The 20,985-nt window shown below is 73.2% G+C and carries 19 protein-coding genes and 1 other RNA gene; 11 read left to right on the top strand and 9 right to left on the bottom strand.

Features of this window, described 5'->3' with window-relative positions; translation table 11 throughout:
* The first annotated feature begins 8 nt into the window (after positions 1–8).
* The 3 genes from R7226_RS12900 to smpB all read left to right on the top strand — a co-directional run bounded on the left by R7226_RS12900 (position 9) and on the right by smpB (position 3,595).
* Positions 9–1,211 carry a S41 family peptidase gene (locus R7226_RS12900; protein WP_318597575.1) on the top strand — a complete coding sequence of 401 codons (1,203 nt, stop codon included), beginning with the start codon at positions 9–11 and terminating at the stop codon, positions 1,209–1,211.
* Positions 1,208–3,031 carry a ribonuclease R family protein gene (locus tag R7226_RS12895; protein ID WP_318597574.1) on the top strand — a complete coding sequence of 608 codons (1,824 nt, stop codon included), beginning with the start codon at positions 1,208–1,210 and terminating at the stop codon, positions 3,029–3,031. Before R7226_RS12900 ends, R7226_RS12895 begins: the two co-directional genes overlap by 4 nt.
* A gap of 81 nt (positions 3,032–3,112) precedes the next feature.
* Positions 3,113–3,595, top strand: coding sequence for an SsrA-binding protein SmpB (smpB, locus tag R7226_RS12890; protein ID WP_318597573.1), 483 nt, complete (start codon positions 3,113–3,115; stop codon positions 3,593–3,595).
* A gap of 112 nt (positions 3,596–3,707) precedes the next feature.
* Here smpB and R7226_RS12885 read toward each other — a convergent pair whose 3' ends face one another.
* Complete coding sequence (locus tag R7226_RS12885; RefSeq protein ID WP_318597572.1) at positions 3,708–4,112, bottom strand: MarR family winged helix-turn-helix transcriptional regulator; 405 nt, start codon at positions 4,110–4,112, stop codon at positions 3,708–3,710.
* An 89-nt stretch (positions 4,113–4,201) separates the two neighbouring features.
* On the opposite strand from R7226_RS12885, the gene R7226_RS12880 reads away from it, so the two are divergent.
* Positions 4,202–5,671, top strand: coding sequence for an MFS transporter (locus R7226_RS12880; protein ID WP_318597571.1), 1,470 nt, complete (start codon positions 4,202–4,204; stop codon positions 5,669–5,671).
* A gap of 123 nt (positions 5,672–5,794) precedes the next feature.
* Here the strand turns inward: R7226_RS12880 and R7226_RS12875 are convergent, their stop codons facing one another.
* Positions 5,795–6,730, bottom strand: coding sequence for a site-2 protease family protein (locus R7226_RS12875; RefSeq protein ID WP_318597570.1), 936 nt, complete (start codon positions 6,728–6,730; stop codon positions 5,795–5,797).
* A 31-nt stretch (positions 6,731–6,761) separates the two neighbouring features.
* Between R7226_RS12875 and ssrA the strand changes: the two genes are divergently transcribed.
* Positions 6,762–7,127, top strand: a transfer-messenger RNA (tmRNA) gene (gene ssrA, locus R7226_RS12870).
* A 107-nt stretch (positions 7,128–7,234) separates the two neighbouring features.
* Here the strand turns inward: ssrA and R7226_RS12865 are convergent.
* Entirely contained in the window at positions 7,235–8,653 is a 1,419-nt protein-coding gene (locus tag R7226_RS12865; protein ID WP_318597569.1) for a collagen-like domain-containing protein, read from the bottom strand.
* 427 nt (positions 8,654–9,080) lie between these two features.
* Here R7226_RS12865 and R7226_RS12860 point away from each other — a divergent pair, with 427 nt between their 5' ends.
* Positions 9,081–10,106 carry a hypothetical protein gene (locus R7226_RS12860; RefSeq protein ID WP_318597568.1) on the top strand — a complete coding sequence of 342 codons (1,026 nt, stop codon included), beginning with the start codon at positions 9,081–9,083 and terminating at the stop codon, positions 10,104–10,106.
* A 31-nt stretch (positions 10,107–10,137) separates the two neighbouring features.
* On the opposite strand, the gene R7226_RS12855 is transcribed toward R7226_RS12860, so the two are convergent.
* From R7226_RS12855 to R7226_RS12830, 6 genes are read right to left on the bottom strand one after another with little or no spacing between them, the layout of a single operon-like run.
* A complete protein-coding gene (locus R7226_RS12855; protein ID WP_318597567.1) occupies positions 10,138–11,232 on the bottom strand; it encodes a phosphotransferase family protein in 1,095 nt (364 codons plus the stop codon).
* A complete protein-coding gene (locus tag R7226_RS12850; RefSeq protein ID WP_318597566.1) occupies positions 11,229–12,452 on the bottom strand; it encodes an acyl-CoA dehydrogenase family protein in 1,224 nt (407 codons plus the stop codon). Before R7226_RS12850 ends, R7226_RS12855 begins: the two co-directional genes overlap by 4 nt.
* Positions 12,437–13,402, bottom strand: a complete 966-nt coding sequence (locus R7226_RS12845; RefSeq protein WP_318597565.1) for an alpha/beta hydrolase — start codon at positions 13,400–13,402, stop codon at positions 12,437–12,439. The genes R7226_RS12850 and R7226_RS12845 overlap by 16 nt, the downstream gene beginning before the upstream one ends.
* Before the next feature lie 2 nt (positions 13,403–13,404).
* Positions 13,405–14,394 (bottom strand): NADPH:quinone oxidoreductase family protein, encoded by a 990-nt coding sequence (locus tag R7226_RS12840; RefSeq protein WP_318597564.1) that lies wholly within the window; start codon positions 14,392–14,394, stop codon positions 13,405–13,407.
* Positions 14,391–15,173 (bottom strand): SDR family NAD(P)-dependent oxidoreductase, encoded by a 783-nt coding sequence (locus R7226_RS12835; RefSeq protein ID WP_318597563.1) that lies wholly within the window; start codon positions 15,171–15,173, stop codon positions 14,391–14,393. Before R7226_RS12835 ends, R7226_RS12840 begins: the two co-directional genes overlap by 4 nt.
* Positions 15,170–15,790, bottom strand: coding sequence for a TetR/AcrR family transcriptional regulator (locus tag R7226_RS12830; RefSeq protein WP_318597562.1), 621 nt, complete (start codon positions 15,788–15,790; stop codon positions 15,170–15,172). The genes R7226_RS12835 and R7226_RS12830 overlap by 4 nt, the downstream gene beginning before the upstream one ends.
* A gap of 26 nt (positions 15,791–15,816) precedes the next feature.
* Between R7226_RS12830 and R7226_RS12825 the strand changes: the two genes are divergently transcribed.
* From R7226_RS12825 to R7226_RS12805, 5 genes are all read left to right on the top strand, one after another.
* Positions 15,817–17,049 (top strand): NADH:flavin oxidoreductase/NADH oxidase family protein, encoded by a 1,233-nt coding sequence (locus tag R7226_RS12825; protein ID WP_318597560.1) that lies wholly within the window; start codon positions 15,817–15,819, stop codon positions 17,047–17,049.
* 72 nt (positions 17,050–17,121) lie between these two features.
* Positions 17,122–17,988 carry an NAD(P)H-binding protein gene (locus R7226_RS12820; protein ID WP_318597559.1) on the top strand — a complete coding sequence of 289 codons (867 nt, stop codon included), beginning with the start codon at positions 17,122–17,124 and terminating at the stop codon, positions 17,986–17,988.
* Positions 17,989–18,132: 144 nt separating this feature from the next.
* Positions 18,133–19,452, top strand: a complete 1,320-nt coding sequence (locus R7226_RS12815) for a hypothetical protein (RefSeq protein WP_318597558.1) — start codon at positions 18,133–18,135, stop codon at positions 19,450–19,452.
* Positions 19,453–19,520: 68 nt separating this feature from the next.
* On the top strand, positions 19,521–19,736 hold the full coding sequence (locus R7226_RS12810) for a flagellar biosynthesis anti-sigma factor FlgM (RefSeq protein WP_318597557.1): 216 nt from the start codon (positions 19,521–19,523) through the stop codon (positions 19,734–19,736).
* Between the two features lie 107 nt (positions 19,737–19,843).
* Complete coding sequence (locus tag R7226_RS12805; RefSeq protein ID WP_318597556.1) at positions 19,844–20,980, top strand: hypothetical protein; 1,137 nt, start codon at positions 19,844–19,846, stop codon at positions 20,978–20,980.
* Positions 20,981–20,985 lie beyond the last annotated feature (5 nt).

Genomic DNA, 20,985 nt, shown 5'->3' with positions numbered 1-20,985 from the left:
CTGATGAGGTGCCTCGACGCTCGTCGCGCATCCCAACCTTCGTCGCCGGGGCGCTGCTGGTCGTCGTCGCGCTCGCGCTCGGCATCTTCCTCGGCGGCCACGCCGACCTGCTGCCGAGACCGATCCGCAGCGCGCTCGTCGCCGACGACGAGGCGCAGATGGTGCAGCAGGCGATCGACACGATCGAGGACGCCTACTACCGCCCGATCAGACGCGACGACCTCGTCGACAGCAGCATCGAGGGCGCCGTCAACAGCCTCGACGACCAGTTCTCGCACTACTTCGACCCGAGCACCTACAGAAGATTCCAGCACGCCACCAACCCGCGCTTCAGCGGCATCGGCGTGACGATCAGAGACGGCGACAGAGGGCTCGTCGTGCAGCAGGTGATCGACGACACGCCGGCGGCGAAGGCCGGCCTGAAGGTCGGCGACACGATCGTCGCGGTCGGCAGAGAGGTGCTCGCCGGTCATCCCTCCAGCTACGGCATCAGCCTGATCAAGGGCGAGCCCGGCACGAAGGTGACGATCACCGTCGAGCGCGACGGCAGACGCAGAGAGGAGACGATCGAGCGGGCCGAGATCGTCTCCCCGGTCGTCGAATCGAGAATGGTGACGACGAGAACGGGCAGATACGGCGTCGTCGTCTTCTCCAGCTTCACGTCGGACTCCAGCGCGCAGGTCCGCGCCGCCGTCGACGAGCTGCTGGAGAGAGGCGCCAGAGGGATCGTGCTCGACCTGCGCGCCAACGGCGGCGGGCTGCTCAACGAGGCGGTCGACACCGCCTCGATCTTCATCCCGGACGGCACGGTCGTCTCGACCGACGGTCGCGCGCGCGACCGCCACGTCTACACGGCCACCGGCGGCGCGATCAGAGCCTCGGTGCCGGTCGTCGTGCTGGTCGACCGCAACACCGCCTCCTCCTCGGAGATCGTCACCGGCGCGCTGCAGGACCGCAGACGCGCGAAGGTCGTCGGCACCAACACGTACGGCAAGGGCGTCTTCCAGGAGATCCGCGAGCTGCCCAACGGCGGCGCGCTCGACATAACCGTTGGCCAGTACTTCCTGCCGAGCGGCCGCAACATCGGCGGCAGAGGCGTCAGAGAGGGCGACGGGATCGAGCCGGACGTGCGCGCCAGAGACGATCCCCAGACGCCGCGCGACGAGGCGCTCGACGTCGCGCTCAGAGAGCTCGCGACCGAGTCGCGGTGAGCCCTCGGCGCGACTACAGAGCGCGCGCGGCGCGGCTGCGCGAGCGCGAGGAGCGCGAGCAGGAGGAGCCGCGCGCACGGGAGCGGGCGCGCGACCGCGACCGTCTGCCGCAGCGCAGCGAGATCGTCGCGCTGCTGGAGAAGCGCGGCCGCCACCTCGTCGGTCAGCCGTTCTTCGGTCAAGGGCCGCGCCCGATCGTCGAGCGTGACCGCACCAGCAACATCGGCGACCTCGTGCTGCTGAAGGTCTCCAACCGCGGCGGCAAGGGCCACGCGAAGGTGACGCGGCGGCTCGGCCGTCCCGACGTCGCGCGCGACGTGCTGGAGGCGCTGATGCTCGACCGCGGCCTGCGACGGCGCTTCGACCCCGCCGTCGAGCGCGCCGCGCGCGACCCGCGGCCGCTCGACGTCCCCGGCCGGCGCGACCTGCGCGACCTGACGACGTTCACGATCGACCCGGCGAGCGCAAAGGACTTCGACGACGCGATCTCGGCCGAGCGGCTCGGCGAGCAGAGCTGGCGGATCTGGGTCCACATCGCGGACGTCTCGGCGTTCGTGCGGCCCGGCGACCTGATCGACCGCGAGGCGTTCAAGCGCGGCACCTCCGTCTACGTCCCCGGCAAGGTCGAGCCGATGCTGCCGGAGGGGCTCTCCAACGGCGCCTGCTCGCTGCGCCCGCACGAGGACCGGCTCGCCGTCACGGTCGAGCTGGAGTTGCACGGCGCCGCGGTCAGACGGGCGTCGTTCTACCGCTCGACGATCCGCTCCGACGAGCGGCTCGACTACGACCGCGTCGATCGCGTCTTCGCCGGCGAGGAGCCCGCGGAGGAGCCGTGGGCGCAGCCGCTGGCGGCGGCGCGGGCCGCCGCCGCCGCGCTGCAGGCACGGCGCGACGCCCAGGGCGCGCTCGCGATCGAGTCGGCCGAGCCGGAGTTCTCCTTCAACCGCGACGGCCACGTCACGGAGGCCGTCGCGGTCGCCCAGACCGAGGCCCACCGCGTGATCGAGCACCTGATGATCCTCGCCAACGAGCAGGTCGCCAAGCTGCTCGCAGAACGCAAGGTGCCGGCGCTCTACCGCGTCCACGAGCGGCCCGACGGCAGCGCCGCCCAGCGGCTCGTGGCACAGCTCGCCTCGCTCGGCGTGCCGACGCCGCCGCTGCCCGAGCAGCCGACGGCGCAGCAGGGGGCGGAGGCGATCGCGGCCGCGTCGCACCTCGTCGAGGCGCACGTCAGACGGACCGGCAGAGGGGCCGCCGGGCTCAACAACCTCGTCCTGCGCTCGCTCAAGCAGGCCCGTTACGACCCGCGCAACCTCGGCCACACGGGGCTCGGGCTGGAGCACTACTGCCACTTCACCTCGCCGATCCGCCGCTACCCGGACCTCGTCTGCCACCGCGCGCTGCTGTCGGCGGTCGGCGGGGGAGAGGACGCGCCTGAGGCGTCGCGGCTGGCCGGCGCGGCCGACTGGACATCCCACCGCGAGCGCGACGCGATGCAGGTCGAGCGCAGCGCCGACGACGTCGCGCGCTGCTTCCTGCTGGAGAGACGGCTGTTCGAGACCGGCCTGACGCAGGAGTTCGACGGCGAGGTGACCGGCGTGATCGGGGCCGGCGCCTTCGTCGCGTTCGGCGACGGCTATGCCGGGATGCTGCCGGTGCGCAAGCTGCGCGGCGACTGGTGGGAGCTCAACGAGGAGGGCACGATCCTCCACGGCGAGCGCTCCGGCAAGGCGATCCGGATCGGCGACGCCGTGCGCGTCGTGGTCGATCGCGTCGACGCCCCACGCGGGCGCGTGGATCTGTTCGCGGTCGAGCTGTAGCGGCCGCCCCGCGGGCCGTCGCCGCGCGCGAGCCGCAGCCACCCTGCGCGCGCGGCGCGCTTTGTGGCACGCTAGTGAGCCATGGCCAAGGGCAACGCAAAGAAGAAGTTCGCTCCGGGCGACGTCGCGAGCAACCGCCAGGCGCGGTTCCGCTTCAACCTGCTCGACACGTTCGAGGCCGGCATGGTGCTGACCGGGACCGAGGTCAAGTCGCTGCGCGAGGGCGGCGCGCAGATGAAGGACTCCTACGCGCTCGTCAGAGGCGGCGAGGTGTGGCTGTTGAACATGCACATCCCGCCGTACGCCTCGGCCTACCGCGACAACCACCTGCCCGAGCGCGATCGCAAGCTGCTGCTGCATAGACGCGAGATCGAGCGGCTGGTCGGCAGCGTCAGAGAAAGAGGCCTGACGCTCGTGCCGACGCGGGTCTACTTCAGAGGCCCGCGCGCGAAGGTCGAGCTGGCGCTGGCGCGCGGCAAGGACCAGTTCGACAAGCGCGAGTCGCTGAAGGAACGCGACGTCAAGCGCGAGATGCTGCGCGCCAAGCGCGACTACGAGCGGTAACTGGCCACGCCTCGTCGCGCCTGACGTTGTCCTCGCCCGCTCATGGGCTGGCGCCCACTACGCGGGCTGCGTCCGCGTCAGGCACGACGATCCGCGGCCAGTGGGGCTGCGTTCAGTCGCTGAGCAGTTCGGCGAGCAGCTGCCGCTGCGTCGGGAGCGCGGCTTCGTAGCGCTCGCGCCCGGCGGGGGTGAGGCACGCGAAGATGCCGCGGCGGTCGTCGCTGCACATCGAGCGCATCACGAGGCCGTCGGCCTCGAGGCGGCCGATCAGGCGCGAGAGGGCGCTCTGGCTGAGGTGGACCGTGTCGGCCAGCCCCTGCATGCGGTGCTGCTCCTTGTCACAGGCGGCGAGGCGCTCCAGCACCTCGAACTCGCTGACGCCGAGCTGGTGACGGTCCTGGAGGACCTTTTCCAGCGCGCAGGTCGTGCGGGCATGACGGTCGAGCAGGTCGCGCCACTGGGCGACGAGCTGGTCGTCGTCGCGGAGCGATGCGGCCTCTTCGCGCGTAGTCGCCATGACGCCGGGATTATACCAAACACTCGCAATATTTGCCTTCACACAAATTGAACATGCAAAGGTTGCACGTGCATGTATCTTACCTCGCCATGACCGCACTCTCCTCTCCACCCGAGGCACCCCGGGCAGACGCGGCCTCCCAGTCCGAGCACTGGGACGCGCGCCTCTGGGGAGCCCTCCTCGTGCTCTGCGGAGCGCTCTTCCTCGACGGTCTCGACGTCTCGATGGTCGGCGTCGCGCTGCCGTCGATCGGAGCTGACCTCAGCCTCTCGACCGGCGACCTGCAGTGGGTCGTCTCCGGCTACGTGCTCGGCTACGGCGGTCTCCTGCTGCTCGGCGGCCGCACCGCCGACATCCTCGGCCGCCGCAAGGTCTTCCTCGCCGCCGTCGCGGTCTTCGCGCTCGCCTCCGTGCTCGGCGGCATCGCCAACGACGGCGCGGTCCTGATCGCGACCCGCTTCATCAAGGGCGTCGCCGCGGCCTTCACCGTGCCCGCCGGCCTCTCGATCGTGACGACGACCTTCAGAGAAGGGCCGATCCGCAACAGAGCGCTGGCGATCTACGCCGCCTGCGGTGCGACCGGCTTCTCCGCCGGCCTGATCTTCGGCGGCCTGCTGACCGAGATCGGCTGGCGCTGGACCTTCCTGGTCCCGGGCCCGATCGCGCTGATCGTGCTGCTCGCCGGGTTCAAGCTGATCCCGCGCGACCATCCCGACCCGGCCGAGCGGCAGGGCTTCGACCTCGGCGGTGCCGTCACCGTCAGCGCCGCGATGCTGCTGCTGGTGCGGACCGTCGTGGTCGCGCCCGAGAACGGCTGGACCTCCGTCCAGACGCTCGCCGGCTTCGCGATCGCCGCCGTGCTGCTGGCGACCTTCGTCTGGATCGAGCGGCGCGTCCGCCATCCGCTCGTGCGCCTGGGGATCTTCAACTCCGGCTCGCTCGTGCGCGCGAACCTCGGCGCCGTCGGTGTCTTCGGCTGCTACGTCGCCTTCCAGTTCATCGCGACGCTCTACCTGCAGAACCTGCTCGGCTGGAGTGCGCTGGAGACGGCGCTCGCCTTCCTGCCGGCCGGCCTGCTGGTCGCGACCGTCGCGCCGCGGATCGGCAAGGTCGCCGACCGCGTCGGCACCCAGCCGATCGTCGTCGCCGGCTTCGTCGCCTTCGCGATCGGCTACCTGCTGTTCCTGCGGATCGACGAGTCGCCGTCGTACCTGACGACGATCCTGCCGACGATGCTGCTGCTCGGCGTCGGCTTCGCACTCTGCTTTCCGGCGCTCAACATGCAGGCGACCGCCGGCATCGCCGACCACGAGCAGGGGCTCGCCTCCGGGCTCGTCAACACCTCGTTCCAGATCGGTGGCGCCTTCGTACTCGCGATCGCCTCCGCGATCGTCAGCTCACAGGCTGGCCTCTCCGCCGATCCTCAGGTCCTGCTCGACGCCTACCGCCCCGCGCTCGCCGTGATCGCCGGGCTGTCGATCGCGAGCCTCCTCGTCGCGCTCTCGGGCGTCATCTCACGCGAACGGCACTCGGCCGCCGTCTGCGTCGACGCCTCGTAGCGCGCGCCCGCTCCGGCCGGCGGCGGACAGCTCCGCCGCGCGGCTGACGGAGCGGGACGGTTCGGTCCCCGCCCTTCGTCGCACCGCAAACCCCGCGCGGTGCGGCGGAGGGCGGGACCGTGTTCAGGCGTCGGCGAAGGTGCGCGTCAGGTGCGTCGCGTCCATGCCGAGCACGAGCAGGACGATCAGCCCGACGTAGACGGCGCCGACCGCGATCCGCTGCGACGGCTTGACCTTGTAGTAGGAGGCGGCCGCCTCGCCGCCCGCTCTCAGCGCCTTCCACCGCCGCCACGTCTCGAACGCGGCGAAGACGGCGATGATGATGATGATCGGGTTGGGGAACGCGATCGCGACGCCGACCATCGCGCCGAGGCCGACGAACCACATCCACGGCGTCATCGCCGCCATCGCGCGGCCGCCGTCGAGCGGCACGACCGGCAGCAGGTTGAAGAGGTTGAGGAAGAAGCCGGTGAACGCGAGCGCCTGCCAGAACTCGTCGCCCGTCGCCCACCAGACCGGCAGCAGCAGCGCCGCGCCGATCGAACCGAGGATCGGCCCCGCGAGGCCGACGCGCGCCTCCGCCGCGGCGTCGTCGCCGAGCGACTTCGCCGTCACGACGGCGCCGAGGAAGGGGATGAACATCGGCGCGCTCGCCGGGATCCCCTCGCGTCGCAGCTGGATCACGTGGCCCAGCTCGTGCACGAGCAGCAGCAGCACGAAGCCGACCGCGAACTTCCAGCCCCAGATCAGCGCGTAGGCGGCGACCGAGACGAGCATCGAGCCCGAGGTCGTCAGCAGCTTCAGCTTCGGCAGCGCGATCAGCAGGCCCTTCAGCGGGCCGAGGAACTTGAGGATCGCGGCGCCGGCGACGAGCAGCGGCCCGAACAGGCGGCCCAGTCTCGTCTGCGAGCGGCGCGGGCCCGGATCGGGGCTCGGCGGCGGCGCGGTGGACGGCGGCGTGCCATCCCACGCCGGCGGGGCGGGCGGGGTCGGCGTCGGCGTCGTCGGCGGAAGCCATTGGCTGCGCTGCTCCATGCGGTCGATTGTGGCAGGCGCCATCGGCTAGACTCGACGGTGCAGGAACATCCCCGGGGACGACAGGCTTCGACGTGGTCAGTTCGTGGAGATGGTTGCGAGTCGAGGTTCCGGTTGGCCTCGTTAAACCACCGGAAAAACCATATGTGCGGACTCTCACGAGTACGCCCTCGCCGCTTAGCACCTAGCTAAGGCAGTGAGGTTTCGGCCCCCGCCAGCCTGCCGTGGGGATCGCCGGAATCAGAAGCAGGCTCACCCGGCGAGGTACGCCTCTGCTGGACCGGGGAAATCTTCAGGAGGCTGGTCCCCCGCAACCCCGCCGGCGAGGCGAGCAGGGGACGAGATCAGAGCGCCGGATATGCTCGTAGAAGCCATCACCGCATGACTGCGGACCCGGGTTCAATTCCCGGCGTCTCCACTGAAACGCACGAAGCCCCCGCAACTGCGGGGGCTTCGCTCGTTCTGCTCTGCGAGAGGCCGCCCGCGTGCTTGCGGGCGACCTCCTCATGCGCTCCTGGAGCTAGCTGCTCATCTGATGCAGATGGCGTACGCGGTGCCGGTGCGCGTCTGCGACTGGCTCGAACCCCACTCGATCCGCCAGCCGGTCGGCACCTGGCCGCTCGTGGTGATCTCGGCGTTCGACGCGTCGACCAGGTAGGCCTCGTCGACGTTGTCGCCGACGACGCTGCCACCGCCGCCGATCGCGATGTATCCGGTCGCGCATCTGGCCGTCAGGTCGCCTCTTCTGGCGGACTGCGTCGCGACGACCGTGGTCGCGCTGGAGACGGCCGAGGCGCCGGTCGCGCCGGTCGCGCCGGTATCGCCTCTGGCGCCCGGGGCACCCTGTGGGCCGGTCTCGCCTCTCGGGCCTGCCGGACCCTCGGGGCCGGCCTCGCCCTGTGCGCCGGTCTCGCCTGTGGGGCCAGCCGGACCCTGCGGGCCGACTTCGCCTTGGGCGCCGGCCGCACCGGTCTCGCCCTGCGGGCCCTGGGGACCCTGCGGGCCGGTCTCGCCCTGGGCGCCCTGCGCGCCGGTCGCGCCGGTCTCGCCCTGAGCGCCTTGGGCGCCGGCGGCGCCGGCCTCGCCCTGGGTGCCCTGGGCGCCGGCGGCGCCGGTGTCGCCCTGTGCGCCCGCGGCGCCGGTGTCGCCCTTCTCGCCCTGGATGCCCTGGGGACCCTGCGGCCCGGCGGGGCCCTGCTCGCCCTGGATACCCTGGGCGCCGGTCGCGCCGGCAGCGCCGGTCTCGCCGGTGTCGCCCTTCTCGCCCTGGATGCCCTGGGCGCCGGCAGCGCCGGTCTCGCCGGTGTCGCCCTTCTCGCCCTGGATGCCCTGGGCGCCGGCAGCGCCGGTCTCGCCGGTGTCGCCCTTCTCGCCCTGGATGCCCTGGGCGCCGGCAGCGCCGGTCTCGCCGGTGTCGCCCTTCTCGCCCTGGATGCCCTGGGCGCCGGCGGCGCCGGTCTCACCCTGCGCGCCCTGGGCGCCGGCAGCGCCGGTATCGCCGACGTCGCCCTTGTCGCCCTTCTCGCCCTGGATGCCCTGGGCACCGGTCGCGCCGGTGTCGCCCTTGTCACCCTTGTCGCCCTTGTCGACGGCTCTGCCGTCGAGGCCGTCTCTACCGTTGGTCCCGTTGGCGCCGTCTCTGCCGTTGGTCCCGTTCGCGCCGTCTCTGCCGGCCGTGCCGGTGTCGCCCTTCGGGCCCTGAGGACCGGCGGGGCCCTGCGGGCCAGCGGGGCCGACGGGGCCGATCGGGCCGGCGGGGCCGGCGGGGCCTCTGTCGCCCTTCGAGCCCTTGTCGCCCTTCGCACCCTTGGTCTGGGAGACGCCCTTGACGCCGCCTCTGCCTCTGGTGCTTCTTCTGGTCGATCTCGTCGCGCTGGTCTGCGCAGCGTCCGACGCCGCGAGCGCGCCGGAAGGCGCGATCACACCGGTGGTCCCTGCCAGAAGCACCGCGAGGATGGTTGCTTCCCTACGTCCGATCCCCTTCATGTGTTCCTTCCGTGCTGGGGGCGGACGGGAACTCAGCGACCGAGCCCCGGTGGCGGGGTCGCTGGGCCAACAGCTCGCGTGCGCCCTCTCTGTCACGAGAGGAGGCCGGTGGGCGTCGGTTGCGGCGACGCCGGGCGGTCCCCTCGGGGCGGCGATGGTACACAAACCGGATGGAGCTATCGGCAGGTTTGGGCAACTCTTGAATGGCATTTTGGGTTCATAACCCCGCATTTAGAGCGTCTATGCGCCAACTTTGGAAGGTGAGGTTTGGTTTGCCGCGACGGCGAGCACCAGCGCCTGGCTATACTGCCGACGCTCTTGATTGAGGAGCGGCCTGTCGCCCTGCGCACGGACGTCGCACACGCTCGCCGCGAACGGAGGATCACGGATGACACCAGTCGAAGCCCCGCCGTCACAGCCGTCGCCGGATCCCGCGCCCGCCGCTCCGCGTCGCCGCGCCGCGCTCACGATCGCGATCGCGGTCGTGGTCGTCGCGCTCGTCGTCGCGGCGGTCGCGCTGTTCGCCGGCGGCGATGACGACGACACCCCGCCGCGCGCGCCGGCGTCGGCGGCGACGCCGGCCCGACTCGCCACCGTCGCGGCCGGGGCCGGTCATCCCGTCTACTGGGCCGGCGCGCGCGACGCGACGACCTACGAGCTGACGAGAACGAGCGACGGTCGCATCTTCGTGCGCTACCTGCCGGAGGGCGTCGCCGTCGGCGATCCCGCGGCCGACTACCTGACGGTCGCCAGCTATCCGCAGAGATCGGCGTACGCCGCCCTGCTGGCGACGGCGAGAAGAAAGGGCGCGAGCACCGTCGCGGTGCCCGGTGGCGGCCGCGGCTACCAGGACCCGGATCGTGCCACCAGCGCCTACGTCGCCTTCCCCGGCTCCGACGTCCAGGTCGAGGTCTTCGACCCGGCCGCCGGAGCGGCGCTGAGAGCGGTGCAGGCCGGCGCGATCGTCCCGGTCGACGCGGGCGCCGCCCGCTCCAGCGAGCCGCGTGCGGCGACGCCCGCGCAGCTGGCGGCCGCCGGCAGAGCGCACGGTCACCCCGTCTACTGGGCCGGCCCGGTGGACGGAGCGACCTATGAGCTGACCGAGGCGAGCGACGGTCGGGTCTACGTCCGCTACCTGAGCGGCGGCGCCGCGGTCGGCGACGCCGGCGACGATCACCTGACCGTCGGCACGTACCCGCAGCCCGACGCGCTCGGCGAGCTGCGCAGAGCGGCCGCGGCGAGCGGAGCGGAGACCTTCGCGGTCGATGGCGGCACGGCCTTCGCCGATCCCGCCCATCCCGGCAGCGTCTACGTCGCCTACCGCGACTCGGGCGTGCAGGTCGAGGTCTACGACCCGCTGCCGGGCCGCGCGAGAGCGCTGCTGACCGGCGGCGACGTCGTCCCGGCCGGCTGAGGCCGCGCGAGCGGTGAGCGGCGCCCGCCGCTCACCCCGCCGCCTTGATCGCCTTCCTGCAGCGGCGCTCCAGCACGTGGGCAGCGAGCCAGAAGCGTCTGAAGGCCGGGTTGCTCGTCTGTCTGTGGTGGTAGCGGTAGTAGATCTGCTGGGCGATGCCGGCGAGGCGGAACATGCCGAAGACCTCGTAGAACGGCCAGTCGCCGGGAGAGAGACCGGTCGCGGCGCAGTAGCGCTCGACGATCTCGCGGCGGGTCGGCATGCCCGGCAGGTTCGACGGCTGTCTGCGGAACTGCTGCGCGCCGCGGCCGTCGCCGGGCTCGATCCAGTACGCGAGCGAGCTGCCAAGGTCCATCAGCGGATCGCCGAGCGTCGCCAGCTCCCAGTCGAGCACGCCGCGCACGGTCAGCGGGTCGGCCGCGTCGAGGACGATGTTGTCGAGGCGGAAGTCGTTGTGGATCAGGCAGATCCGCACGTCGTCGGGGCGGCGCTCGCGCAGCCACGCGATCACGCCTGCGAACGACGGCACGTTCCACGTCTTCGCGCGCGTATAGCGCTGCGCCCAGCCTTCGACCTGGCGCTCGACGTAGCCGGCGCCGCGGCCGAGGCCGCCGAGGCCGGCCGCCATCGGGTCGACCGCGTGCAGCTCGACGAGCAGGTCGACGAACCGCTCCCCGAGCGCGCGCATCAGCGCCGGGTCGGTGCCGACCTCCGGCGGCATCGAGGTGCGCGGGATCACGCCCCGCACCCGCTCCATCACGTAGAAGTCGGCGCCGAGCACCGCCTCGTCGGTGCAGAGGGCGAGCACCTGCGGCACGTAGGGGAAGACCGGCTTCAGCGCCGCCTGGATGCGGTGCTCGCGCGCCATGTCGTGCGCCGAGCTGGCCTTCGTCCCGGCCGGCGGCCGCCGCAGGATCAGGTCGCGGTCGGCGTAGCGCAGCAGGTACGTCAGGTTCGACGCGCCGCCGGCGAACTGGCGCACCTGCGGGAGGCCGGGCGGCAGCGGCTCCGCCGCCGCGCCCGGACCCGCGCCGTCGCCGGTCGCGCCGCGCAGCCAGCCGTCGACCGCCGCGACGTCGAAGGCGTCCTCGGCGCGGACCTCGCGATCCTCAGCGCGGGCCGTCACAGCAGCGGAGCCTCCTCGCCGCGCTGTCTGCGCAGCTCGCGCCGCGCGATCGACAGCTTGTGGACCTCGTCGGGCCCGTCGGCGAGCCGCAGCGTGCGCATGTGCGCGTACATGTACGCCAGCGGCGTGTCGTCGGAGACGCCGGCGCCGCCGTGGACCTGGATCGCGCGGTCGATGATCTTCAGCGCGATGTTCGGCGCGGCGACCTTGATCGCCGCGACCTCGACGCGCGCGTTCTTGCCGCCGACGCGGTCGACCAGCCAGGCGGTCTTGAAGACCATCAGGCGCAGCATCTCCAGCTCGATCCGCGCTTCCGCGATCCAGTCGCGGATGTTGGAGCGGGTCGAGACCGGCTTGCCGAACGTCTCCCGCGCGTCCGCGCGCGCACACATCAGCTCCAGCGCCCGCTCGGCCGCGCCGATCGCGCGCATGCAGTGATGGATGCGGCCGGGGCCGAGCCGCGCCTGCGCGATCAGGAAGCCGGCGCCCGGCTGCGCGATCACGTTCTCGGCCGGCACGCGCACGCCGGTGAATCTCAGCTCCGCGTGGCCCTCGGTGTCGTGGTAGCCGAAGACCGGCAGCGAGCGGACGATCTCCAGCCCCGGCGTGTCGAGCGGGACGAGCACCATCGACTGCTGCGCGTAGACGTGCGCGTCGGGGTCGGTCTTGCCCATCACGATCAGGATTCTGCATCTGGGGTGCATCACCCCGGTCGTCCACCACTTGCGGCCGTTGAGGACCAGCTCGTCGCCGTCGCGGACCATGCTCAGCTGCACGTTGGTCGCGTCGGAGGAGGCGACGTCGGGCTCGGTCATCGCGAAGCCGGAGCGGATCTCGCCGTCGAGCAGCGGCTGCAGCCAGCGCGCCTTCTGCTCCTCGCTGCCGAACTGGTGCAGCACCTCCATGTTGCCGGTGTCGGGCGCCGAGCAGTTGCTCGCCTCGGCCGCGATCGTCGTGCGGCCCATGATCTCCGCCAGCGGCGCGTACTCGAGGTAGGTGAGGCCGGGCCCGTGCGCGGGATCCGGCAGGAAGAGGTTCCAGAGCCCGCGGCTGCGCGCCTCCTCCTTCAGCTCCTCCAGCACGGGCGGCTGGATGTGCGGCGTCGGCGAGGAGCGCACCTGCTCCATCCAGACCTGCTCGGCGGGATAGACCCGCTCGTCCATGAACGCCTGCAGTCGCTGCTGGAAGTCCTTGGCGCGGTCGCTCAGCTCGAAGTCCATCGGCGCTGCTCCTCCTCGGTCGGCGGGGTGGGGAAGCCGGCGGCGATCGCGGTCATGGCGCGGCGCGCCTCCGGGATCGGCGCGGCCATGAAGACGTGGAACATGCCCGGGTACTCGACGTGCTCGAGCGCGTGGCCGGCGGCGTCGGCGGCGCGCGCGAAGCGGCGCGCGTCCGGCAGCAGGATGTCGTGGGTGCCGATGTGGGTCGAGATCGGCGCGAGCCCGGCGAGGTCGGCGTGCAGCGGGCTGACGAGCGGGTCCTCGAGCGAGCGCTCGCCGGCCCACAGCCGGCCGGCCTCCGCGAGCCCGACGGCGGCGAGCATCGGGTCGCGCGCCGACAGCGGGTCGATCTCCGCGGCATTCGACATCGAGACGTCGAGCCAGGGGGAGAGCAGCGCGATCCGCGCCGGCTGCGGCAACCCCTCGGCGCGCGCCAGCTGCGCGAGCGCGAGCGCCAGCCCGCCGCCGGCCGAGTCGCCCATCACGACGATCCGCTCGGCGGCGCTGCGCTCCAGCAGGTCGCGGTAGTGGGCGAGCACGAAGGGGAAGGCGTCGTCACAGTTGTGCAGCGGCGCCAGCGGGTAGAGCGGCACCGTCGCCGCGACGCCGAACCGGCGCGCCAGCTGCCCGACCAGCCACCAGTGCGGCGCGATCGCGTGGGAGACGTAGGCGCCGCCGTGGAGGTAGAGGACCTGCACCGGCGCGTTCGCCGCCGGTCGCGGCGCGCTCCGCGCGGCGACCGTCCAGAACGGCGCGCCGTGCGCCTCGCCGCGCCGCACCGCGTGGGTGCGGCGCATCTGCCGCGGCGGCCCGCAGCGCTCCGGCGCGCGCGGGTCGGGCAGGCCCGCGAGGAACCGCTCGCGCTCCTCCAGCCGCCGGCGTCGTCGCTGCGCGCGGAGGTAGGCGACGACCGCGCGGCTGCGCAGGCTCGGTGGCGCGACCGCGGCCACCGTCAGACCGCTCGCAGCTCCAACACGACCTTGCCGGTCGCGCGGCGACCCTCCAGCAGCTCCAGCGCGTCGGCGGCCTGCTCCAGCGGCAGGCGCGCGCCGATCAGCGGCGCGACGACGCCCTGCTCGATCAGCGCGTGCAGCTCGCCGCCGATCCGCTGGTTGACCTCGGTGTGCTTGAGCACGTACGCGCCCCATCCGGCGCCGACGACGCTGACGTTGTTGAGCAGCAGGCGGTTGACTCTGACCTCGGGGATCGAGCCGCCGGTGAAGCCGACGACGACCAGCCGCCCGTCCTCGTTGAGGCTCCGCAGCGAGTCGGTGAAGCGGTCGCCGCCGACCGGGTCGAGCACGACGTTGGCGCCGCCCAGCTCCTTGACGGCGTCCTTCCAGGGACCGTCGGCGCGGACCACCTCGTCGGCGCCGGCCGCGCGCGCGACCTGCGCCTTTTCGTCGCTGGAGACGACGGCGATCGTGCGTGCGCCGAGCCCTCTGGCGACCTGCAGCGCGGCGGTGCCGACGCCGCCGGCGGCGCCGTGCACGAGCACCGTCTCGCCGGCCTCCAGGCGCCCGCGCAACCTCAGCGCGAACCAGGCCGTGTGGTAGTTGAGGATCAGCGCGGCGCCCTGCGCGAAGTCGAGCCGATCCGGCAGCGGAAAGGTCAGGAAGGCCGGCGCGACGGCGACCTCGGCCCAGCCGCCGAGCATCGGGAAGGCGGCGACGCGGTCGCCGGCCTTGACGTGCGCGCCGGCTGGCGCGCTGCGCACGATCCCCGCGACCTCGCTGCCGGGCACGAACGGCAGCGGCGGTCTGACCTGGTAGAGGCCGCGCGTCTGCAGCAGCTCGGGGAAGGAGACGCCGGTCGCGTGCACGTCGACGACGACGCCATCCTCGCCGCCGGTGAGGAAGTGCTGCGGCGCCGGCTCCGGCAGGTCGGCGAGCTGGAGCGCGCCGCGCGGGCCGCTCAGCTCGGTGATCTGAAGCGCCTTCACGGTGCGACCTCCTCCTCGGCGGGCGCTGTCCGCGGCCCGGGGATGTTGCGGAACTGGAAGGGCGCCGGCTCGCGCCCGATCTGCACGAACCAGCACTCGCCGCTCTCTCTACCCGCGAACAGCCGCAGCGCCGCGTCGGCGACGATCTGCGGGTCGAGCAGCTCGAAGCCGGCGCCGCGCAGGCCCTCTCTGACGTGCGCGATCAGCGGCGTCTCGGCGAAGGTCGGGCAGACGGCGTTGAAGCGGATCCCGTCGGCGGCCAGCAGCGGCCCGAGCGAGCGCGTCAGCCCGACGACCGCGTGCTTGTTGGCGGCGTAGATCGCGTCGAGCGGGACGGCGGTGAGGCCGGCGAGCGAGGCGGTCGCGACGATCGCGCCGCCGCCGCGCGCCTTCAGCGCCGGCAGGGCGGCCTGCGTGCCGAAGACGACGCCGTCGAGGTTGACGCCCATCGCGCGGCGGTAGCGCGCGAGGTCGAAGCCCTCGCCGATCATCGTGTCGCTGGTGACGCCGGCGTTGAGGAAGACGAGGTCGAGCCCGCCGGCGTGCTCCTGCGTGAAGGCGACCATCGCGTGGTTGGCATCCAGGTCGCTGACATCGGTCGCGAGCGCGTGGCCGCCGATCTCGCGCGCGACGCGCTCGGCGCCGTCGCCGTCGATGTCCGCGACGACGACCTCGGCGCCGGCCTCCGCGAGCGCGAGCGCGGTCAGCCGCCCGATCCCACTGGCCCCGCCGGTCACGAGCGCGACCTTGTCGCGCAGGTCTGTCGATGGATCGGTCACGTCGCTCCTCCGGTCGTCCCCGCCGGGCTCCTGAGCACGGCGCGGATCAGGTTCGCAGCAGGCTCGGCCAAGTGCGCCAGCTGGGCGGCCCGGCCGCGCTCGGCAGCGTCGAGCACCAGCTCGTTGATGCCGCCGACGACCGCGGTCGCGAGCGCAGGGGAGATCGGCCGCAGCGACGGCTCGTCGCGGCGCAGCTCGGCGCACAGCGTCACGAGCTGGCCGGCGAAGCGCTCGATCGTCGCGCGCCGCCGCTCCAGCGCGCGCGGCCCGGCGCCGAGGATCTCGACGAGGAAGGTGCGCGTCAGCTCCGGCCGCGCCGCCATCGCCTCCAGGTAGGCGACGACGACCAGCTCGACGCGCTGCTCCCACGAGCGCCCGGCGGCCGCCTCGGCAGCGGCGGCCATCGCGCCGAGGACCTGCTCGGAGCCGCTCTCGTAGGCGGCCAGGAAGCACGCTTCCTTGTCGTCGAACTGCTCGTAGAAGGTGCGCTTCGAGACGCGCGCGTGGCGCACGACGTCGGAGATCGTCGTCGCCGCGTAGCCCTTCTCGGCGACGGCGGCGTCGATCCCGCAGATGAGCCGCTCGCGCGCTCCCTCGATGGCAACCGGCGTGCCCACTGGTACTGAACGGTACCATCGCCGCCATGGTGACTGCGACGCTTGCCGACCAGCTCTCGCTGCCGAACGGCGCGGTGCTGCCCAATCGCATCGCGAAGGCGGCGATGAGCGAACAGCTGGGCGACCGCGCCAACCGGCCGACGGAAGACCTCGACCGGCTGTACGACCGCTGGGGGAGGGGCGGCTCCGGGCTCGTGATCACGGGCAACGTGATGGTCGACCGCCGCCACGTCGGCGAGCCGCGCAACGTCGTGATCGAGGACGATCGCGACCTGCCGGCGCTCAGACGCTGGGCAGCCGCCGGGCGCGCCGGCGGCGCCGCGCTGTGGGTCCAGGTCAACCATCCCGGCCGCCAGGCGATGCGGATCGCCGGTGCGAAACCGGTCGCACCGAGTGCCGTCGCGCCGAGAATCCCCGGCGCGGTCACCCCGCGGGCGCTCACCGGCAACGAGATCGAGGAGATCGTCGCGCGCTTCGCGCGCACCGCCGCGGTCGTGCGCGAGGCCGGCTTCGACGGCGTTCAGCTGCACGGCGCCCACGGCTACCTGATCTCGCAGTTCCTCTCCCCGCGCGCGAACGTGCGCGAGGACGACTGGGGCGGCGACCCCGAGCGTCGTCGCCGCTTCGTGCTGGAGGTGCTGCGCGCGACCCGCACCGCGGTCGGCGACGACTTCCCCGTCGCGATCAAGCTCAACTCGGCCGACTTCCAGCGCGGCGGCTTCAGCGAGGAGGAGTCGGTCGACGTCGTCGTCGCGCTCGCGGAGGCCGGCATCGACCTCGTCGAGATCAGCGGCGGGACCTACGAGGCGCCCGCGATGATGGGCCAGGCGCGGGCGCAGCCGCAGCGCGCCAGCACGGTCGCGCGCGAGGCCTACTTCCTCGACTACGCCGTGCGCGTGCGCGAGCGCGCGCCCCAGCTGCCGCTGATGGTGACCGGCGGCTTCCGCTCGCTCGCGGCGATGCAGGAGGCGCTCTCGGCCGGCGCCTGCGACGTGATCGGGATCGGCCGCCCGCTCGCGCTCCACCCGGACGCCGTCGCCGGCCTGCTCGACGGCTCGCGCACGCGCGTGGACGCCGGCAGCAGAGCGCTCGGCGTGCGCACGCTCGACAGCCTGATCGACCTCGTCTGGCACACCCGGCAGCTGCAGCGGATCGGTCGCGGCCGCGACCCATGGCCGCGCGAGCACGCCATCCACACGCTCGGCGCCTCGCTGCTCGCCAACGGCTGGAACGTGGCGCGCCGCCGCCGCGGGGGCTGAGCGGGCCGCTGGGGCAGAGGCCGGTCCCACCCGCCCCGCGTGCCGCCCGGCCGCGCGGGCATACTCGCTCGCATGAGCGAGACGATCGCGGTGACCGGCGCCAGCGGCGCGATCGGCGGGCGCGTCGCCGTCCAGCTCGCGCGCCGCGGCGCCGACCAGCGGCTGATCGTGCGCGACGCGCAGCGCGCACCGGACGTCGGCGCCCACGTCGCGGTCGTGCCGGGCGGTTACGGCGACGGCCCCGGACTGCGCGAGGCGCTCGCGGGCGCCGGCACGCTGCTGCTCGTCTCGGCGACCGAGGCGCGCGACCGTGTCGCCCAGCACCGCGCGGCCGTCGACGCCGCCCGCGCGGCCGGCGTCGGGCGGATCGTCTACCTGTCGTTCCTCGCCGCCGCCCCTGATGCGACCTTCACGTTCGCGCGCGACCACTTCGAGACCGAGCTGCACGTGCGCGCCAGCGGCGCCGCCTTCACCTTCCTGCGGCCGAGCCTCTACGCCGACCTCGTGCCCTCCTGGGTCGGTGCCGACGGCGTGATCCGCGGCCCGGCCGGCGACGGTCAGATCGCGTGGGTGACGCGCGACGACGTCGCCGCGGTCGCCGCCGAGGTGCTGCTCGCGGGCGGCGACCACGACGGCCGCACGTACGACCTGACGGGGCCGAGCACGATCACGCTCGCGGAGACGGCGGCGCTGCTCGGCGAACGCTCCGGTCGCTCGATCTCGTACGTGCCGGAGACGCTCGACGAGGCCCGTGCCTCGCGCGCCGGCAGTGGCGCGGAGGCATGGGAGATCGAAGGCTGGGTGACCTCCTACGCGGCGATCGCGACCGGTGAGATGGACGTCGTCAGCGGCGCTGTCGAGCAGGTCACGGGACGGTCACCGCAGGCGCTCGCGCAGTGGCTCGACGCCCATCCCGGCAGCTTCGCGGACGAGCAGTAGCGCTCCCCGCCCGGGCCGGATAGGCTCTGGTGAGGTCAGTAGTCAGACCTGTCGACCCCGTACGCGACGAGAAGTGGGGGCGAATCTCAAGCTCCCGGGCGTAACAGCCGAGGAATCCATAGAGTCCTCAGGAACTCAGTCTTCATGGAAGAACGCCTCCCGGATCAGCCCACATCGGACCGCGGTGCCCTTCGGCGCCGGCTCCGCAGTGCGCTGATCACGCTGACCGCGTTCACCGCCCTGTTGACCGCGCCGGCCGTCGCGCTCGCCGACGACGCGCCGCCGCAGCAGGCCGACCAGCCGACGATCGAGCAGCCTGCCGGCGATGCGCCGGTCGCCGCGGAGCCGTCGGCGACCGACACGATCCCGGCGGGAGAGCCCGCCGTCGAGGCGCCCGTCGCGGAGCCCGCCGTCGAGGCGCCCGCTCCGGAGCAGCCCGTCGGCGACACGCAGGTCTCGCCGACCGGCGAGATCCCGACGCCCGAGCCGACGACGGAGGAGCCGCCGGTCGAGACGCCCCCGGTCGAGCAGCCGCCCGTCGAGGAGCCCCCGGTCGAGACGCCGCCCGTCGAGACGCCCCCGGTCGAGCAGCCGCCCGTTGAGACGCCCCCGGTCGAGACGCCGCCCGTCGAGACGCCCCCGGTCGAGCAGCCGGCCGGCGAGCAGCCGGCGCCGGTCGAGCCCGCCCCGGTCGAGCCGGCGCCCGTCGAGGAGACGCCGACGGTCGAGGAGACCCCGGCCGACGACAAACCCGCCAGAGACAGCCGTCCGGCGCCCGCCGAGACCAACGCGACAGTGTCGCTGCCGAAGCCGGCGACCGGCTCGGGCGTTCTGCGGCCGGCGCTCACCGACGCTTCGCCGACCGCCGCGCCCGTCACCGAGGCGGCGACGCAGACGGTCGCGACGCCGCCCGCGCTCGATCCGGTCGTCTCCGCGCCGCTGCCGCTGCCCGGCTCCAGAAGAGCCGACGACCAGGACGAGGCCGCCGCGGACGCCGCCGCACGCAACGCCGCCGCCAAGCGGATCGTGCGCAAGACGCTCGTCAACCTCGGCATCGTGCCGGCGACGCCGGTCGCCGCGACCAGCCAGGTGACGCCGGCCACGGCCGACAGCCTGATCTGCGCGCCGGTCGTCGTCTCCGCCGCCGTGCCGACGCCCGACTCCTCCACGACGCGCCTGCAGGTCGCCAAGAGCGTCCGCAAGCAGCACGCCGAGGATCAGCCGAGCAGCGTCCGCGGCCCGCCCGTCGGCCCGTTCGACTCACCTTCCTCGCCGCTCAACGCGAGCGCCGCGGCCGCGGCCGGCAACGGCTCCGCGGCCGGCATCAGCTTCTTCGCCGTTCTCGTCGGTTCGGTCAGCGCGCAGCTCGCGCAGGCCGAGGCCGTCGCGCCGCCGTGCTCCTTCGCGAGCAACTCGGCGACGCCGACCTCCGACGACTCCGCGCGCGCTCCACCCATCGCCTGAGTGACCCCACGAAGCCGCCCCGCCCGGGTGCCGGCTCGACGTCAACTCAGGACACAAGGAGCACTGCCATGGTCGTCGCCAACGACCACATTCACCGCCTCACCACCAGCCGCAGAGACCGCATCACCCGTTCCTCGCGCGTGCGCCTGCTCGCCAAGCAGGTCGCCGCGGGCGAGTACAGAGTCGATCCCGAGAAGCTCGCCGACGTGCTCGTCGAGCGCGCGCAGTTCCATCAGCGCGTGAAGGCCGACCTGCTCGCGCAGCGTTCGGCGTCGGAGCTGTGATCCCGGCGCCGGCGTGCGCCGGCGCACGCCTCACCCGCGCCCGTGCGGCCTGACGATCAGGGCAGGCCATGCGGGCGCGGCGATGCGCGCCGCTACGATGGAGGCAGATGCGGCGACGTTCGATGTTCGTGAGATCCGCGCTGATCGTCGCCGCCACGGCAGCGTTCGGCGCAACCCCGGCGATCGCGGCCGGGCAGCTCCAGGGGACGCTCGCCGTGCAGGCGATCGCGCCCCCGACCGCTGACCTGCAACCGGTCTCCGTGACCGCGCAGGCGACGATCTCCAACGTCTGTGACGGCGCCACCTTCTGCGGCTACGCCCCGAAGGTCACGACGATCGCGGCGACCGCCCAGTGCTCGCCGCAGGCGACCTCCTCCAGCTGGGCCGGCGACGCCCTCAGCGACGCGCAGGGCCGCAGACCGCAGTCGTTCACGGCCACGTGGCAGGAGCGGCCGTGGATCTACGCGGGCCCCAAGCGGGCCTGCCTCTACGCCTTCGACGGCAGCAGCGACGTGCTCGTCGCCGAGACGACCTACACCGTTCCCGGCGTCCCCTCGCCGACGCCGCTGAGACCTGACCCGACCGGCGCCGACCTGATCAGAACCGCGATCCCGCGCTCGGTCGGCGTGCGCCGCGCCTACGGCTACCGGCTCAGCAGCGCCAACGTTCCGCGCGCGGTCGGCGCCAAGCGCTTCGCGGTGCTCGCGCGCACGGCGGCGAAGCGCTGGGGTCTGCGCGAGGTCGGCACGACCCGCGCCGCGCCGCGCTCCGGTGACGGCCGCGACACTGTCGGCTTCGCGCGCGACGTGCCGAGAGTGGCGCTCGGGGTCACCAGAATCCGCTCGGTCCGCTACTACCGCCGCGTCGGCGGCGTCACGCGCATCGTGAGAGAGCGCGTCGTCGAGCGCGACCTCAGCCTCGCGGTCGGCGTCGCCTGGCATGTCGGCCCTGGCGCGCCGCCATCCGACAAGGTCGACCTGCAGACGGTGGTCGTCCATGAGCTCGGCCACTACGCCGGCAACGGCCACGTGCGCGACTGCGCCAACAGCCCGATGTGGACCGGCCTGCGGCCCGGCGAGTGGTGGTACAGCCGCAGCGACTGGTTCCAGTTCGGCTGCAGCAACGCGCCCGGCGCGACCGCGACGCCGACGGCAGCGACCAGCTCGCTGCGCTCGGTCCCGGGCGCCGGCGACGCCCGTCCGCTGCTGGTGCAGCGGACGGTGCGCAAGGTCTTCCTCGACTGAGGCCG

It is taken from the genome of Conexibacter stalactiti, from assembly GCF_033542075.1.
In the GTDB taxonomy this organism is placed as follows: Bacteria; Actinomycetota; Thermoleophilia; order Solirubrobacterales; family Solirubrobacteraceae; genus Conexibacter; species Conexibacter stalactiti.
The sequence above is the reverse complement of the archived record's forward strand: the minus strand, read 5'-3'. Positions and strand labels throughout refer to the sequence as shown.